This is a genomic window from Fischerella muscicola PCC 7414, from assembly GCF_000317205.1.
In the GTDB taxonomy this organism is placed as follows: Bacteria; Cyanobacteriota; Cyanobacteriia; order Cyanobacteriales; family Nostocaceae; genus Fischerella; species Fischerella muscicola.
This window is the reverse complement of sequence record NZ_AJLK01000176.1, coordinates 1-17,517: the sequence shown is the minus strand read 5'-3', so window position 1 is coordinate 17,517 and position 17,517 is coordinate 1. Positions and strand designations below refer to the sequence as shown.

Here is a 17,517-nt window from a genome sequence, read left to right as displayed (position 1 = left end):
AATTAGTAGAGACGCGCTATAGCGCGTCTCTACATTTGCGTCAATCTACTCACAATTGAAATCCCAATTTGAATGTTTTTGTAACATTTATCCATCAAACTATAAACTTTGACATTCTTTTGTCATATATATCCATCAAAATACAAACAAGAAAACTTTCCGCATCTTAAATATCGTTCCTTCTGCCACGCCAGGTGATGCCACTTGACGTGATTCACTCATGGGAAAAACCCTTGATCGGCTCACTCTGCCTTCTGAATCATCAACCCTGAATCCCTAATAGCTTGCCATCAACCGCTATGGATACTTCTGAAGCTCAAGTTTCAACCCCTCAAACCCAGTCAGACAGTTCTGTACCCTCTGAGTTAATGCCTACTCGTTCTGGCAAACCCTGGTTCCAGACATTAATAATTTTGTTTTTGACTACTGGGGGCATTATCCTTTGGCGGATGCTGGCTCCTGGTAGCGCACCGCAACCTTCTGTGGCCCAGCAGCAAGGGCCACCCCCACGCCCCATTGAAACGATCGCTCTCGCAACCGGAACTGCTACCAGGAATGTACAGCTTTTGGGACAGGTGGAAGCTACTCAACAGTCCACAATCCGCGCTCGAACTAGTGGGATTGTGAAAAACATTTTAGTGCAACCAGGCGATCGCGTAAAGGCAGGAATGGTAATTGCCATCTTAGACGACTCGGATCAGCAATTGGCAATCGCCCAAGCACGGGCACAACTAGCACAGCAACGTAGCAATTTAGCACGCTTAGAAGTAGGTACTCGTCCAGAAATTATTGCTCAGCGTCAAGCAGCAGTGACATCTGCTAAGGCACGAGAACAGGAAGCGCGGGATAATCTTAAGCGTACTAGCGACCTGGTGAAAGAAGGTGCTTTGTCGCAAAGATTACTAGTAGAAGCTCAAACAAATTTAAATGATACCCAAGGAGCGCTGTTAGAAGCTGAAGCTGAGCTTGCCGAAGCCAAAGCAGGGCCAATTCAAGAAGAAATTGCCGCCCAAAAAGCCAATGTAGAAGCAGCCAAAGCCAACTTAGCACAAGCACAACTGGCACAGCAGCGGACTCGGATAGTGGCATCACAATCAGGTGTGGTGCAGACACGACATGTCAGTAGTGGTGATTTAGTCCAAAGTTCTGACCAAATTGTCACCTTAGTAGCAGGCGATCGCTTTGACATTTTCCTCGAGTTACCAGAAGAACTCACTGGTAGAGTTACCCCCGGTATGGCAATTGAACTCACAGCACGCGCCTTGCCACAATGGAAACAACGGGCGACGATCACCGCCGTAGTTCCCTCCGCCGACAGTGCCTCCCGTCGCCAACGGGTACGTGTCCAAATTAACAAACCAACCTCAGCATTATTACCAGGTATGGCGATCGCAGGCAACCTTAATTTGCCCACGAATCGCCCTAGCTTTGTTGTCTCGCGAGATGCCTTAACCAGAAGACAAAACGAGTGGTTTGTCTTCACAGTTGCTGATGGCAAAGCTAAACAAATTCAGGTAGAAATGGTTGCTGACATGGGCAAAAACATGGCAATTTATCATCCCTCCCTGCGATCCGGTCAACGCATCGTCCTGCGTGGCGGTGATGGGTTGCAAGATGGTGCGCCAGTGAAGATAGTTGATCGCAGTTGAAGCTGACAACAAGGAGGACAAGGGGGAACATCTCACTCCCCCACCTCCCCATTGCCCCCCAACCCCACAAAGTGGGGACCCCTAGCCCCCCACCTCCCCATCTCCCCTACTCCCCACTCCCACTATGAACTTTATCGAAACTTCTGTGCGTTGGCGACATGGGACTTTTGTCCTGTTTTGCTTGCTATCAATATTTGGGGTGTTCTCGCTCCTGAATCTGCCCTTGGAATTGCAACCAGGAGGCGATCGCCCGGAAATCACGATTACTACCACCTATCCAGGAGCAGGCCCGACGGAGGTAGAAGACCTGATTACGCGCCCCATTGAAGAGCAGATGGAAGAGGTGCTGGGTGTTCAGGAAGTCACCAGTAATTCTCGGGCTGGACGCAGCAGCATCACGCTGGAATTTACTCAGGATGCCAATGTACAAGAGCGGATGATCGATGTCATCAACCGCTTGCAGCAGGTAGAAAGTTTGCCCCCAGAAGCCCAGGAATCGAGTGTTGAACTGGTGGGTGGCAATAGTTCCCCAATGATGTGGATTCCTTTTGATACAAAGGAAGGATTTCAGCCAGATGCCAACCGCTATCGAGATTTAGCAGAAGAAGTAGTGGTTCCCCGCTTGCGGCGGATAGAGGGAACAGGGCAATTTCTGGTAATAGGTGGACAAGAGCGAGAAGTAGAGGTAAAGGTTGACCCAAAAGCATTGTCTGACCGTAACCTGACGATTGGTGACGTAGTGCGGGTACTGCGGGAAAACAACCGCGATATCCGGGGTGGGCCGTTGATTTTAGGACGACGGGAATATCGGGTACGTACAGTCAGCCGATCGCAGGATCTATCGCAAATAGAAGGCTTTGTACTGCGGCGCAACGAGTCTGGTACAGTTTACTTGCGGGATGTGGCCCAGGTACAAATGGGGCGCAAACCCCAAGATAGCGCGTTGGTATTCAACGGCAAACCAGGGGCAGCAGTTGGTGTGATTCGGCAAATTGGGGCAAATGTGCCAGAGGTTGCTAAGGGTATCCGAGCGGAAATTGCCGCACTGCAAGCTGAGTTCGATAAGCAAAACCAGGGAATTCGTTTTGTCTACAACTACGATGAGAGTCAATATATTAATCAATCTGTGGCATTTGTTCGGGAGAACTTGATCAGTGGTGCATTACTAGCAACTATTGTCTTGGTGCTATTCCTGGGTTCGATGCGAACGGTGGCTGTAATTGCCATCACTATTCCTATCGGTACGATTGCTGTGTTCATTGTCATGTCTGCACTAGGACGGACATTGAACATCATTAGTTTGGCAGGACTGGCATTTTCTGTAGGTATGGTCGTGGATAACTCGATCGTCGTGATTGAGAATATCTTCACCCATATGCAGCAGGGTAAAAGTGCCATGCGGGCAGCGATTGAAGGTACGCAGGAAGTTTGGGGTGCCATGCTGGGTTCTACTCTCACCAACGTTGTGGTGTTTGTACCCCTAATTATGGTTACAGGCGAAGCAGGACAACTTTATGCTGATATGGCGATCGCTCTTTCTGCTTCTTCTGTGTTTTCGTTGTTTGCTGCATTGACCTTAGTACCAATGCTATCGGGATTGTTCCTCAAGCAATCGGAAGCGATGCAAATGATGGAGGGCGGCGAATATCGCGGTGGTAATTGGTTGGAGCGTTCAGTTGCCAAGTCTTCAGCCGTATTTCGTCATTTCCAAGGCAAACTCGAAAATTTTCTAGCTTCTACTGTCAGTTGGTCACTGGGACGTAAGCGGATTGGTCGTCGTTTACTAGTATTGTCGATTCCTGTTGTTTTACTTGTCATTAGTGTTCTGCTACTCCCACCTGCGGATTATTTACCGGAAGGTAATCGCAACTTAGTTGTGTTGCGCGCGGAACCTTTACCAGGAACCAGCATTCCTGAGGCCATTAGGCAATCTGAACCTGTGCAGGCATTTTTGCGATCGCAACCAGAAGTTGAGCGGATTATGTATGTGGATCGTCCCGGCGCCCTACGCGGGATAGCAACAATTTTAAAGCCAGAATTTGCTACCACAACTGGGTTAGCCGATATGGTAGAGCGGTTGCGCGCCCAAAGCAGCAACTTTGCTGGATATCGCTTTATGGTTCCGACTCGAATCTCGATTTTCCGCGATCCTGGTAAGGAATTTGAAGTGGATATTGTTGGAGATGACCTGAATCAGCTTAATGATCTGGAGAAACAAATCACAGGCAAATTGCGCGAACTTCCAGGAGTGAATAATGTCCGTTCCAACTTTGTTATGGGAGCAGGAGAACTGCAAGTAATTCCCAACCGGGAACGCATCGCCGAAGTCGGACTCTCGGAAGCAGAAATTGGTTCAATGGTGGAAGCAGCATTGGGTGGTCGCATTGCCTCCGATTACATTGATGGCAAAGAAGAACTCGATGTTTCCGTGGAACTACAAAATACCGCTGTGGAAACACCAGAGCAATTGCGGCAATTGCCACTGTATGCACAGGGACGACAGGTGCAACTAGGTGATGTTGCTGAAGTCAGAGAAACGACTGGCCCCGATGTGATTAATCACGTTGATTTAGAGCGATCAATTAGCCTCACAGTCTCCCTCGCACCAGATGCACCCCTAGCGACGCTAGTAGAACGCACTGAAAATGAAATTCTCGCTCCTATGCGTGCGAATCTACCCGCAGGTTATCGGCTGGAACTAGCTGGTTCAGCAGATCAGTTAGCCACAACCGTTGCTCAATTAGCTGCTGCGTTTGCATTTTCAATTTTGATCACTTACTTGTTACTAGTGGCGCTGTATCGCTCATTTCTCTACCCAGTAGTAATTATGGCAACTGTACCCATGGGGATGAGTGGCGCACTCTTAAGTCTGGTCATTGCCAACCGCATTCCGGGAATGAATGTGGCATTGGATATGATTACAGCTTTGGGATTTGTGATCCTGACAGGTGTGGTTGTCAACAACGCAATTCTGCTGGTTGATCGAGCCTTGCAACTTCAAGAAGCAGGCGAGGATTATGATGCCTCACTATATAATGCCACTAGCGATCGCCTACGTGCCATTTTCATGTCTGCTGGAACTAGTGTGTTAGGAATGTTACCGTTAGCAGTGCTACCAGGTCAGGGTTCAGAACTTTACCAGGGATTAGGTATTGTCCTGACTGGCGGTTTGGCATTTTCTACTATTTTGACTCCTACTGTTGTACCTGCACTGATGGGTTTACTATATGATCTGTCTGGACGCAGATCGCGATCGTCTACCTCCAAAAATACTGCCCCAGCTGTGAGGTAGTGGTTTGTGATGGGGTGGGTGTAGGGAAAACGAACACAGATGCACACAGATGCACACAGATAAAGCAGCGTTGCATATTTGCGGGAGGATTTTTCTCTGCCAATGAAAAAACTTAATTCTTGGCGTTCTTGGCGTCTTGGTGAGTCCACTTGCCGTCTTGGCGGTCTCCGTCACGATGGCAAGGTGGCGAACCCGGAGGGTGGTTTATTCTCCATCCCCATCTTATGCAACGCCTTATTTCCTTTACAACTTCAAATGGCTTTTGAAAAACCACTCATTGCCCGATCGCGCAGATAGCGATCAAAGACAGCAGCGAGATTACGGATGAGTAAGCGTCCAGTAGGTGTAACTTCTATCTGATTGGGAGAAAGTCTAATCAAACCATCAGCTTCCAACAATCGCAGTTGCAAGTGTTCGTTAGCAAAATACTCTACAAAATCATAATCAAAGTTCAGATGGTATTTTTCCGCAATTTCATTGAGTGAGAGTCGAAATTGACACATTAACTCCATAATCACTGTGCGGCGAATGATATCATCGCGATCAAGTTTGACTCCTTTTTCAATTGGTAGTTTGTCTGTGTCGATCGCTCGATAGTAACTTTTCAAATGTTTATGGTTTTGCAGATATACATCATGCAGCATAGTAATGGAAGTCATGCCAAACCCAAATAAATCTGACTCCGGTTTGGTGGTATACCCTTGAAAGTTGCGATGCAGTTGCCCATTTTGTTGAGCGATCGCCAATTCATCATTTGGTTTGGCAAAATGATCCATGCCAATGAAGACATAGCCATTTGTGCTTAATTCTTCAATCGTCATTTGCAAAATATTGAGTTTTTCGGAAGCTGGTGGTAATGCTTCCTGGGGAATTCGCCGTTGCACTGGTTTTAACCACGGCACATAAGCAAAGTTAAAAACGGCTATGCGATCGGGATGCAGTTGAATGGTTTTGTGGACGGTATTTCTAAAAGTCTCTAGGTTTTGATATGGCAATCCATAAATCAGATCAACGTTAATACTGGTAAACCCAGCATCGCGCATCCAGTCCATCACCTGAAACAGCATGGCTTCTGGTTGAATCCGGTTGACTGCCTCCTGTACCTGGGGATTAAAATCTTGAATACCAAAACTAATCCGGTTGAACCCCAAGTCCTTCAAGAAAAATAGGTAGTCTCTATCGAGCGATCGCGGATTGACTTCAATAGAAATTTCTGCTTGATCATCAAATTTAAAATGATCACTCAGAGTATTCCACAGAGTCTCAACTTGACTGAGGGATAAATAGTTAGGAGTACCACCGCCCCAGTGTAATTGCCCAACGGTGCGATCGCTATCAATGAAAGCTGCTACTTGGCGGATATTGCGAGTCAAGTAGTCTAGATAACGTTCTGCCACTGCTTTTTGTTGCGTAATCACGGTATTGCAGCCACAGAAATAGCAGGCGCTTTCACAAAAGGGAATATGACAATACAGTGATAATGGCGTTTTTTTGTAATTGCCGATCGCGATCGCAGCTAGAAAATCTACTTCTGCAAAATCTTTTGTTAACTCTGTAGCTGGTGGATAGCTGGTATAGCGTGGTAAAGGCTGATCGTATTTTCTCAGCAAATCAGCATCAAATTTAACAGTTTGTGGCAAAACTTTCATGTGTGAATTTATACTTTGTGATTTGAGATTTTGAATTGTGTCAGGGGAAAGACAAGGTGCATCTGTGTTTATCTGTGGTCGATTTATAGAACATGATCTCGGTCACAGCTTGAATTCACATCAGGCGTTATTTTTGCCCAAAAGACGCATTTGCCCAATCCTGAGGCTGAAGGAAAATTTCGGTCAGCTGTGCTTCGAGAGTTCCTGGTTCTGGCGCGTAGCAATATTCCCAACGTGCTAAAGGTGGTAAAGACATGAGAATCGATTCCGTCCGCCCCTGAGTTTGTAAACCGAAAACCGTTCCCCGGTCATATACCAAGTTAAATTCGACATAACGACCCCGGCGGTAGAGTTGAAACTGACGTTGGCGATCGCCATACTTTATTCTTTGTCGCCGTTCTACTATCGGTAAATAAGCTGGTAGAAATGCCTGACCGCAGGATTGGACAAAGGCAAAGATATCTTCCCAATGACGAGCTACTGTTCCGACTTGCTGACTATAGAATGCAGCTGGAGTATCTGTTTGAGAACCAACGTAAAGCTTGCCACTCGCATCTTGATAATCAAAGAAGATACCACCAATACCCCGTTGTTCTTGGCGATGGCGCAAGTAAAAGTATTCATCACACCAGCGTTTGAAGACTGGATAGTACTCTGGATGGTAGGTATCGCAGGCACGTTTTAGTGTTTGATGAAAGTGAATAGCATCGTCTGCAAAGCCGTAGTACGGTGTTAAATCAGCCCCGCCACCAAACCACCAGATTGGCCCTGCTTCAAAGTAGCGGTAGTTGAGGTGTACTGTTGGTACGTAGGGATTGCGAGGATGGAGTACCATCGAAGTCCCTGTAGCAAAAAACTCATGCCCGACTGCTTCTGGACGTTGCGCCAGGATCGACGGAGGTAGGGTATTTCCCCAAACTTCAGAAAAGTTGACACCGCCTTGCTCAAACACTCGTCCTTCGCGGATGACACGAGTACGTCCTTCACCACCTTCTGCTCGTTCCCAGTAGTCTTCCTGAAAACGAGCTTCTCCATCAAGTTGCTCTAGCGCCAAGCAAATCTGATCCTGTAAGTTCTGCATAAATTGTTTGACGCGCTGGCGTGAATCCGCAGGAAGTATATTACTAGGAGGTGTGAGTAATTGTGTTTGCTGCTCTGAATGACAACTCATGCTGGATACCTCTTAATGCTCTGAGTAAGAGTAACTACAATTAATAACTTTATGGTTATTAAGCTTTTAAGTATAAAAAATTTTCAAAACTTAATAAAGGCTGATTTTGGCTGACCCCTACATTGCAGCAGTTGTAGCTGTTAAGTGTGAACTTTGCTAAAGAAATGTAGAAATTTTAAGTATGGGGTCTAGCCAAAGAATTACAAGTATTATAACTTGATAGCTATAGAAAAAATTAGTTGATTAGCAGCGTAATTATGGTTAATACCCTACCTCAGCAACCCAAAGCCGGAATTAAACAGCCAAGTCAAGAAACTATACTCACTCCCCGCTTTTACACTACAGACTTTGAAACCGCCGCCAGCCTGGATTTGTCGGCTCAGGAAACCGAGTTAAAAGCGATGCTGGAAGAAATGCGAGCAGACTACAATCGCCACCATTTCGTCCGCGATGAGACATTTGAGCAGTCGTGGGAACATATTGACGGAGAATCACGCCGTGCTTTTATTGAATATCTGGAACGTTCGTGCATTTCAGAGTTTTCTGGGTTTTTGCTGTTCAAAGAACTATCCCGGAGGCTGAAAGGGCGCAATCCACTTTTAGCAGAAATCTTTCACTTGATGGCTCGTGATGAAGCTCGTCACGCTGGATTTCTCAACAAAGCCATGGGCGACTTTAAACTCTCACTCGATCTTGCCCATGTGACTAAAACCCGCACCTATACGTTTTTCCCGATAGAGTGGGTAATTTATACCGTCTACCTATCAGAAAAAATTGGCTACTGGCGTTACATTATTATCTATCGCCATTTAGAAAAACACCCAGAAAATCAGTTTTACCCGATTTTCCGCTACTTTGAGAGTTGGTGTCAGGACGAAAATCGTCATGGGGATATATTCAAAGCATTGTTGCGATCGCAACCCCAACTTTGGAAAACCTGGAAAGCCAGACTGTGGAGCCGCTTTTTCCTGTTATCGGTATTTACTACCCATACATTGACGGTTCATGAACGGGCTAATTTTTATCGCTCACTCGGACTCGACCCAACGGAATTTGATCGCCAAGTTGTATACGAAACTAACGAAACTGCTGGTCGTGCTTTTCCTGTGAAGCTCAATACCGAACATCCCCAGTTTTTCCCACGTCTGCAACGCTGCTCAGATTACAACATGAAATTGGTGGAAATTGACCGCAGTTCTCAGCCGAAAGTTGTGAAGTTTGTCCGTAAATTACCCTGGATTGCAGCAATTGTTTGGAATTTGTTGCTGCTTTACCTGATTAAACCAATTGATGCTGAAGCATTACGGGGAATCGTTAGTTAAATTGCAAGTGCGATCGCTCATTGAAATTTGTGGAAATTGTGAGCGATCGACCTTTAATTTAAGGGCTGACTGAAAAATTTTATAACTACCCCATATTAGTAGTTTGTCAACTGATGATCACTATTGCAAATGCAAAAGCGGCTTTAGGCATTTTAGAATATTAGGTAAACCAAGTTGCTAGTTATGCGATCGCCCATTTTCAATCGTGAACTGTTCCGTCGGGCATAATTGCTCCCTCTAGCTCAACATCGGTGAGAATTGCTCCTGTTAAGTCTGCTCCTTGCAGATTAGTCTTTCGCAGAATAGCACTGGTGAGATCGGCGTAACTTAAGTCTGCTCCTTGCAAACTAGCTTCAGTTAGATCCGTTGCCAAATCCCCCCATTGCATTGTTCGACCAAGATTGGCGCGACACAATTTTGCCCCATCCAAGTTGGCGTGATGCAGTGAAGCCGCTCTCAAGTCAGCGTAACTTAAGTCTGCTCCAGTTAAAACTGCATATCCCAAGTCTGTACGCTGGTTGGAACTGGGACGGAAGTCTGCTTGAATTAGCAGAGAACCAGAGAGTTTCACAGCATTCAAATTAGCACCACATAAACTAGCTTTAATTAAGTTGGCTTCATCTAAGCGAGTCTGAATTAGCTTTGCACCCGTCAAATCAGCTTCACGCAGAATCGCCCGATACAAGTCTGCTTCACTCAAATCTATTCCCCAGAGAATGGCTTCACTCAGGTTCACTTCCCGCAGACAGGCTTGGCTGAAGTTGGTTTTACCCAAGCGTGTCTGACGTAAATCAGCATAGCTAAAATCTGCGCCTTTAAGGTTGGCATTGGTCAGTTCTGCTTCTTGCAGATTGACTCGCTGAAAGTTTCGTTCTCCAGCAGCATAAAGTTTGAGAATTTGATCTACATCCATAATCATTTATTATGTACGATGTTGTATTTACAACCGGAGCATGTTTGCTTCCGGAGTCTGGGTAAATGCTATCAGTTCGGCAACGGACATGATGCGCTCAGTGTATCTAAAACTAGCTCCAGAAAAATTAGACCATGTTCTACGTCCCGATGCGTAGCTTTAGCAAGTGCTTCAAGAAGATGTCATTAAAAAATATTTCCTTGATTAACTAAATAGGTTTCGAGTAATTTTAGCATCGTAGTAATACCTGTGGCTTTGTAGTAATCCTAAAATTTTCTTGACAACTCTATAACTTTACGGTTATATAAAAAATAAGACAAGTTATACCAATTGGCACAATAATTACGACAGTGTGGATAGCTCAAAAGCTTATCGGCGAGATATTTCACAATCAAAAAATGTATTACTTGTCGATTTAGATTCTAAAATTCCACTCGCACTCATAAAACAATGACAACGCTTCTAAAACAGCGCAGTAGCGCCAGTTTATGGGAAAGATTCTGTAATTGGATCACCAATACCGAAAATCGACTGTATATAGGTTGGTTTGGAGTGCTACTGATTCCCACAGCTTTGACTGCTGCGATCGCCTTTACCCTTGCGTTTATTGCCGCACCTCCCGTAGATATAGATGGTATCCGCGAAGCTGTATCTGGTTCACTTCTCTATGGCAATAACATCATTACTGCAACTGTAGTTCCAACATCCAATGCTATTGGCTTGCATTTTTATCCAATTTGGGAAGCAGCTTCCCTCGATGAATGGCTTTACAATGGTGGCCCTTACCAACTGATTATTTTCCACTTTTTGATTGCCATCTATGCTTACATGGGTCGGCAATGGGAACTAAGTTATCGTTTAGGAATGCGTCCTTGGATTCCTGTTGCTTTTTCTGCTCCTGTTGCAGCAGCCACAGCTGTGTTGTTGATCTATCCGATTGGACAAGGCAGTTTTTCAGATGGAATGATGCTTGGTATTTCCGGGACTTTCAACTTCATGATCGTGTTTTCACCAGAACACAATGTCCTCATGCATCCGTTTCATATGCTCGGTGTAGCTGGCGTATTTGGAGGGTCGTTGTTTTCTGCAATGCACGGCTCTTTGGTAACTTCCACACTGGTACGTGCAACCACAGAAATAGAATCGGCCAATGTTGGGTACAAGTTTGGTCAAGAAGAAGAAACCTACAACATCGTAGCAGCACACGGTTACTTTGGGCGGTTAATCTTCCAATATGCCAGCTTTAATAATTCCCGTTCCTTGCATTTCTTCCTTGCTGCTTGGCCAGTGATTGGTATTTGGTTTGCCGCTCTTGGGATCAGCACCATGTCGTTTAACTTGAATGGATTCAACTTCAACAACTCCATTCTTGATAGCCAAGGACACACGATTAACACCTGGGCTGATCTCCTTAATAGAGCAAACCTGGGGATTGAGGTCATGCATGAGCGCAATGCTCACAATTTCCCTCTAGATTTGGCGTCTAGTGAGCCTCAAGCGATCGCACTTACTGCTCCTGCGATCACCAGTTAATCCTCGCTTTAACAACCGCTTGATTTTGCACCCTCATTTTGGGGGTGCTTTTCTATTGAAGAAATTCAAAAAACTGTTGTTTTACCCCGTAGAGCTTTCAGAGTTTCAGCCTGTCGTAGTACACGCTCACTAATGCGATCGCACGCTAACTCACAAAGCTCAAAAATCATTGGATCGGCAATATCGTAATAAGCACTAGTGCCTTTAGGCTGACGAGATAAAACCCCTGCCTGAGTTAATACTTTCAGATGCTTAGACAGATTTGCCTGACCTAAGCCAGTAGCCTCGGCAATTTCCATCACATTCATTGGGCCTGACCTGAGACAGGTCAAAATCTGTAACCGACTTGCCTCTGATAACACCTTAAAATAATCAGCAACCGCCACGAGAACAGCTGGATCAGGCTTGGGTGGCTTAGTTTTTGGCATGGGGAATTCAGTCGTCAGTAGTAAAATTATTTAATAACTAATTGGTATTATAACCATTAAAAATCCTTGTTCAATACAGCAGTTCTCAATTGGGCGTTGCATCAAAACAATAATTGTTATAAATCTTTAGAAAATTAGAGCGATCGCATTTCCGCTCAAGTGTGCATATAACTTAATTTTTACTGATGAAATTAGCATCAGAATTCTAGCAAATAGGAGGGAAATTTTATTAGAAACTCTACCCCAAAATTGTGCTGCCTTCTTCACAAACCAATCTGTAGATGGAGGTATAAATATGGAATATTATTTAACTGGTGAAAGCTGAGAAAAAAGCAGGAATCTCTGACCAAGAGCAAATTTCAACTTTTAACAGAGAGCAACGCTAAACTTGTAGAATATTGTCTAAATGTTACATGCTTTATTTAACATGCCTTATCTGACATCAGCTAGTGCCATTCGTTCTCAAATTGCTGAATTAACTCAAAGTTCAACTTTGTGGATAGATACAGAAGTGGCTGATTATAAAAGTAAGAATCCCAGATTGTCGCTGATTCAGGTACTAGACGATCCTACAGATATGAGTGGCGATCGCATTTATATTTTAGATGTATTAGAGTCGCCGGATATTGTAGCTGATTTCATTGCTCAAATTATGCTGAATCCTACAATTGAAAAGGTCTTTCACAATGCCAGCTACGATTTGAAGTTTTTAGGTAATAAAAAAGCCAAAAATGTTACTTGTACTTTAGAAATGGCAAAACAAATTCCTTATTATATCCTGCCATTACCTAACTATCAACTTAAAACTCTTGCTAGCAAACTATGCAAATTCTTATATGTTGACAAACAAGAACAAACTAGCGACTGGGGACAACGCCCTCTAACTGAAGAGCAAATAGAATATGCTTACCTAGACTGTATTTATCTGGCTCAGGTACATTCCCGGCTGATAGAATTAAATCAAAACATTAACCCTGACCCTAAAACAGAAGACTTAATGGAACTAGCAAAAAAATACCAAGAAGTTGAACAAAATTGGAAAATAGTTAAATCAGAGTATGAACACTTACAAGAGCGAATTAAAAAAGCTATGCAATCTCAAAATTTATCTGAAACTCTTGATTTTAAATTAAGTAGTTATGAGCGTACGACAGTAAAAGTTGCATTAACAGAGTTAGCTAAATTAATACAAACTAAAGGCATAGAACTAGATTTACCTATTACATTGACCCAGAAAATACAAAAAGATTTGGGAGAAAATCTGGAACAATTATCGATAGAGTTAGAGAAAACTCAAGCTTGGCGCTTAACTACTAAAACTGAAGAAGTTAGCGATAAAGATGAGTAAATTGTGTAATATTGTAATTTTCTTTAATTTATAGTGTTTGTAGCAACTAATGACAAAGCACGCAAAGTCTATAAATAAAGGATATTAGGTGATATTTTGATACATAATTTAGTATTGCTTGATGAATGACATGTTTTTTAGTTTTTATAGTTAAATATAAACAATAATGGAAAATTATAGAGCAAATCCGCACAAAATTTAGGAACATCTACCTATTTACAATTACTTATGAAAGTGTGGTTAGAGGAGCAAAAATTGACAAGAGTAACAGTTAGAATAGCGACGCTTACTGCTTTTGTTGCTATTGCAACTGTTTCTTGTGCTAGGAGTAATGAGATATTAGTAACAGAAATTGGTGTCAGTCCTCCCAAGAGTCCAACATCTAAACCATCAAAAGCAGGAGACTTTTACACTCAAGGTCAGTATAGGCATATCAAAGGCGATCCTCAAGGTGCGATCGCAGCTTATACAGAAGCAATCAAGCTAAATCCCCAGTATGCCCAAGCTTACAATGGTAGGGGACTTGTTCATTTTGATTTAGGAGATAAACAAAAAGCGATCGCAGATTACAGCCAAGCTATTCGGCTGTTTCTCAACTATGCCGAAGCCTACAACAACCGAGGTAATGCCCGTGCTTCTACAGGAGATGTCAACGGGGCAATTTCAGACTACAACGAAGCCATTCGTATTGCTCCCAACTATGCAGAAGCCTACAATAACAGAGGCAACGCTTACGCCGCCTTGGGCAAAAGAAACGAAGCGATCGCAGATTATGATCAAGCTATTCGCCTTAATCCTAAGTATGCTGTTGCTTACAATAACCGAGGTAATGCCCGTTCAGTTCAAGGCGATAAACAAAGAGCAATTAATGATTTTGATCAAGCTATTCGCCTCAATCCCAATTTTGCCGCAGCTTACAACAATCGTGGTAATACCCGCGCCGCTATAGGAGATAAACAAGGAGCAATTTCTGACTTACAACAAGCTGCCAAGATTTTTCAAAAACAAAAGAATACAGAACTGTATCAGCAAGTGATGCAAAATATCAACGATCTTCAGCGTTAGACCAATTCTGTAGAATAATTATTTCCTAAGCGTTTAACAAGTCATTATTATGAACCAAAATAAACGTCAAGCTTACTGGCGTGCCAACACGGCTTTAATTAGAAATCTTCTCCTGGTTTGGGCATTAGTATCTGTTGGTTGCAGTATTCTGCTGGTGCAGCCATTAAACAATTTGCGTTTAGGTGGTTTACCCGTCGGCTTTTGGATGGCACAGCAAGGCTCTATTTTTATCTTTGTGGTGCTAATCTTTGTCTACGCTGTGCAAATGGATAAACTTGATCGCCAATACGGTATCAAAAGGAGAGGTAAATAATGTCAGTTGAAGCTTGGACTACTTCACTTGTCATCCTTTCTTTTATTGTATATCTCTACATCGGTTGGCGCACTCGCGTTCAAGATAGCAAAGGCTTTTTCGTCGCCGATCACGGGGTTCCCTCCCTGGCTAATGGTGCGGCGACAGCGGCTGATTGGATGTCAGCCGCTTCGTTTATTTCGATGGCGGGGTTAATCTCTTTTTTAGGTTACGACGGTTCAATTTACCTCATGGGTTGGACTGGCGGTTATGTCTTGTTGGCTTTGCTGCTAGCCCCATATCTGCGAAAGTTTGGTAAATATACAGTTCCCGATTTTGTGGGCGATCGCTATTACTCTAACGTAGCCCGTGTCGTTGCTGTTATCGCTGCGATCTTCGTCTCCATGACTTACGTCGCCGGACAAATGCGCGGTGTTGGGATTGTGTTTAGCCGTTTTCTGCAAGTAGACATCAGCACCGGCGTTGTGATTGGGATGATCATTGTCGGCTTTTTTTCGGTGCTGGGAGGTATGAAAGGCATCACCTGGACTCAGGTAGCCCAATACTGTGTATTAATCATTGCTTACTTAATTCCGGCTGTTGCCATCTCTCTACTGCTGACTAAAAACCCTATCCCCCAATTAGCGTTTGTTTTTAGTGATATTGTCCCGAAACTGAACCAAATCCAAGTTGACCTTGGTTTCCAAGAATACACGAAACCCTTCGTAAATAAGTCAATGTTGGATGTTTTATTTACTACTGTCGCTTTGATGGTGGGAACTGCGGGACTACCTCATGTCATAGTACGTTTTTATACTGTACCAGATGTGCGTTCAGCACGTTATTCTGCGGGTTGGGCATTGTTAATGATTGCCTTGCTGTATACAACAGCACCAGCTTTGTCAACCTTTGCCCGTTACAATCTGATTGATTCTTTACACAATAAAACGATTGAGCAAATCCACCAGTTTGACTGGGCGAAAAAGTGGGAAAATACCAAGTTGTTAACCTTTGAAGACAAGAACAGCGATGGGCGAATTGAGTTGACACCAGATAAAAAAACCAGTGAGATTACCATCGACCCAGATATCATTGTCTTGTCCACCCCAGAAGTGGCAAAATTAGCACCTTGGGTGATTGCCTTGGTTGCAGTTGGTGGTTTGGCAGCGGCTTTGTCTACAGCATCGGGATTACTGTTGGTAATTTCCAGTGCAGTAGCCCATGATATCTACTACCGGATGATCAATCCAGGAGCCTCCGAATCCCGACGGGTGATGGTAGGTAGAGTCATGGTTGGCTTTGCGATCGCGATCGCTGGTTATTTTGGTGTGAATCCGCCTGGTTTTGTGGCTCAGGTAGTAGCGTTTGCCTTCGGTTTAGCTGCCGCTAGCTTTTTCCCGATCATTATTTTGGGAGTATTCGACAAGCGGACAAACCGAGAAGGAGCGATCGCCGGTATGGTAGTCGGCTTGTGCTTCACTATCTTTTATATAGTCGGGGTGAAATTCTACGGAATGCAACCTTGGTTCTTTGGAGTCTCTGCCGAAGGAATTGGCACTCTTGGCATGTTAATCAACTTTGTTGTCACCTGGAGCGTTTCTCGACTCACACCACCTCCACCATTGGAAGTCCAAGAGATGGTAGAGGTACTACGAACCCCTGGTGATGAACCACCAGCAATTGAGGAACTGGACGAAGATCATCTGGATTAATTCAGTTATCAGCGATCAGTTATCAATTGGTAACTGTTGACTACTAGCGGGAAGAAATAAAACGCGATCGCCTGTGTTTGCATTCATGATCAGGCGATCGCTTAATTTATATTTAGGAATTTTATCTGGGCTGTTGAACGGGTTGTTGAATGGGCTGTTGAACGGGTTGTTGAACTGGCTGTTGAACTGGCTGTTGAACTGGTTGAGTAGTTTGTAAAGGATTGAATAAAGAGTTAACCACATTCTGGGGTAACTTAACTAATGGGTCAGCTAAAAAACCAAGACTAGAGCTAAAGGAAGATACTAATTGATTTATTTGCCCAGCAGATAAATTTTTAGCTGCTTGCTGAATACCAACACCAATTCTATCCAAAGCAAAGGCAGCAACCAAGCGCACAGCTTGATTTGGATCTGTCAAACTGGTAAGTAAGGCAGGAGCTGCACCTTTAGCTTGATCTCCAAGACAACCAAGAGTAGCACCAGCAAAAAAGCGAACCAGTTCGTCTTTATCTTGCAAACCTCCAATCAGTGCAGGTACAACAGATGTTGGATTTGACACAAAACATCTACCTGCATTTGATTGGGGTTTGGGCTGAGCATTCAGTTGAGCCTGTGGTTGAGCCTGTGGTTGGGCATTTGGTTGAGCTAGTTGTTGCACCTGCTGTTGTAGTTGGGGATTTTGATTTTGCAATGCCTGAATAATACCGGGAACCGCAGCAGCAGCATCTGAGCGTATTTGTGGATTATTGCCCTGTAACCCTTGAATTAAAACGGGTATTGCAGAAGTTGCATCAAAGCCTGCTGGTGCTTGTTTACCTTGTAACACCTGAATTAGGACTGGTACAGCCGCAGCACCAAGATTAGCACTAGGTTGAGAATTACCGTTGAGGGGTACAGTGACTCTAATATCTTGTCCATTCACCTGCTGCGCCCAACTAGCGGTGGTGATAAATAACGGTGAAGACAAGCACAATAAGCCAACTGTTGCTTGGGAGATCATCGCATTCCAACGAACTCGAATCGGGAATTTTGAATGAAAAGATTTAATCATGGGTGTAGGTAAGTAGGTTCATTTGCAAGATGAATACACCAGTGATGAGCGCGATTACGAAAATCACCCAAGATATAAGCAAAAATCTTTAA

General features: G+C 44.0%; 14 protein-coding genes. 9 read left to right on the top strand and 5 right to left on the bottom strand.

Going from position 1 to position 17,517, the window contains the following annotated elements; genetic code table 11:
- Positions 1–299: 299 nt before the first annotated feature.
- The 3 genes from UYI_RS0127950 (at position 300) to UYI_RS37300 (ending at position 5,238) form a co-directional block, all read left to right on the top strand.
- The gene (locus UYI_RS0127950) at positions 300–1,649 is read left to right on the top strand and encodes an efflux RND transporter periplasmic adaptor subunit (protein WP_016869990.1); all 1,350 of its coding nucleotides are present in this window, start codon (positions 300–302) and stop codon (positions 1,647–1,649) included.
- Between the two features lie 124 nt (positions 1,650–1,773).
- Positions 1,774–4,941, top strand: a complete 3,168-nt coding sequence (locus UYI_RS0127945; protein ID WP_026086218.1) for an efflux RND transporter permease subunit — start codon at positions 1,774–1,776, stop codon at positions 4,939–4,941.
- A 102-nt stretch (positions 4,942–5,043) separates the two neighbouring features.
- Entirely contained in the window at positions 5,044–5,238 is a 195-nt protein-coding gene (locus UYI_RS37300; RefSeq protein ID WP_146007587.1) for a hypothetical protein, read from the top strand.
- On the opposite strand, the gene hemN is transcribed toward UYI_RS37300, so the two are convergent.
- The gene (gene hemN, locus UYI_RS0127940; protein WP_016869988.1) at positions 5,193–6,590 is read right to left on the bottom strand and encodes an oxygen-independent coproporphyrinogen III oxidase; all 1,398 of its coding nucleotides are present in this window, start codon (positions 6,588–6,590) and stop codon (positions 5,193–5,195) included. The two genes, UYI_RS37300 and hemN, sit on opposite strands and share 46 nt — an antisense overlap.
- A 127-nt stretch (positions 6,591–6,717) precedes the next feature.
- A complete protein-coding gene (hemF, locus tag UYI_RS0127935; RefSeq protein WP_016869987.1) occupies positions 6,718–7,761 on the bottom strand; it encodes an oxygen-dependent coproporphyrinogen oxidase in 1,044 nt (347 codons plus the stop codon).
- A 257-nt stretch (positions 7,762–8,018) separates the two neighbouring features.
- Between hemF and acsF the strand changes: the two genes are divergently transcribed.
- Entirely contained in the window at positions 8,019–9,083 is a 1,065-nt protein-coding gene (gene acsF, locus UYI_RS0127930; RefSeq protein WP_016869986.1) for a magnesium-protoporphyrin IX monomethyl ester (oxidative) cyclase, read from the top strand.
- A 199-nt stretch (positions 9,084–9,282) separates the two neighbouring features.
- Here the strand turns inward: acsF and hetL are convergent, their stop codons facing one another.
- Positions 9,283–9,996, bottom strand: a complete 714-nt coding sequence (hetL, locus tag UYI_RS0127925; RefSeq protein ID WP_035139080.1) for a heterocyst differentiation pentapeptide repeat protein HetL — start codon at positions 9,994–9,996, stop codon at positions 9,283–9,285.
- Positions 9,997–10,446: 450 nt separating this feature from the next.
- On the opposite strand from hetL, the gene psbA reads away from it, so the two are divergent.
- Entirely contained in the window at positions 10,447–11,529 is a 1,083-nt protein-coding gene (psbA, locus tag UYI_RS0127920) for a photosystem II q(b) protein (RefSeq protein ID WP_016869984.1), read from the top strand.
- Between the two features lie 65 nt (positions 11,530–11,594).
- Here the strand turns inward: psbA and UYI_RS0127915 are convergent, their stop codons facing one another.
- Positions 11,595–11,957 carry an ArsR/SmtB family transcription factor gene (locus UYI_RS0127915; RefSeq protein ID WP_016869983.1) on the bottom strand — a complete coding sequence of 121 codons (363 nt, stop codon included), beginning with the start codon at positions 11,955–11,957 and terminating at the stop codon, positions 11,595–11,597.
- 427 nt (positions 11,958–12,384) lie between these two features.
- Between UYI_RS0127915 and UYI_RS0127910 the strand changes: the two genes are divergently transcribed.
- The 4 genes from UYI_RS0127910 (at position 12,385) to UYI_RS0127895 (ending at position 16,374) form a co-directional block, all read left to right on the top strand.
- The gene (locus UYI_RS0127910; protein WP_026086217.1) at positions 12,385–13,305 is read left to right on the top strand and encodes a ribonuclease D; all 921 of its coding nucleotides are present in this window, start codon (positions 12,385–12,387) and stop codon (positions 13,303–13,305) included.
- A 228-nt stretch (positions 13,306–13,533) separates the two neighbouring features.
- Positions 13,534–14,370 (top strand): tetratricopeptide repeat protein, encoded by an 837-nt coding sequence (locus tag UYI_RS0127905; protein ID WP_016869981.1) that lies wholly within the window; start codon positions 13,534–13,536, stop codon positions 14,368–14,370.
- A 49-nt stretch (positions 14,371–14,419) separates the two neighbouring features.
- Positions 14,420–14,683, top strand: a complete 264-nt coding sequence (locus UYI_RS0127900; protein ID WP_016869980.1) for a DUF4212 domain-containing protein — start codon at positions 14,420–14,422, stop codon at positions 14,681–14,683.
- Positions 14,683–16,374, top strand: a complete 1,692-nt coding sequence (locus UYI_RS0127895; protein WP_016869979.1) for a sodium:solute symporter family protein — start codon at positions 14,683–14,685, stop codon at positions 16,372–16,374. Before UYI_RS0127900 ends, UYI_RS0127895 begins: the two co-directional genes overlap by 1 nt.
- 121 nt (positions 16,375–16,495) lie before the next feature.
- Here the strand turns inward: UYI_RS0127895 and UYI_RS0127890 are convergent, their stop codons facing one another.
- Entirely contained in the window at positions 16,496–17,425 is a 930-nt protein-coding gene (locus UYI_RS0127890) for a HEAT repeat domain-containing protein (protein ID WP_016869978.1), read from the bottom strand.
- Positions 17,426–17,517: the final 92 nt, after the last annotated feature.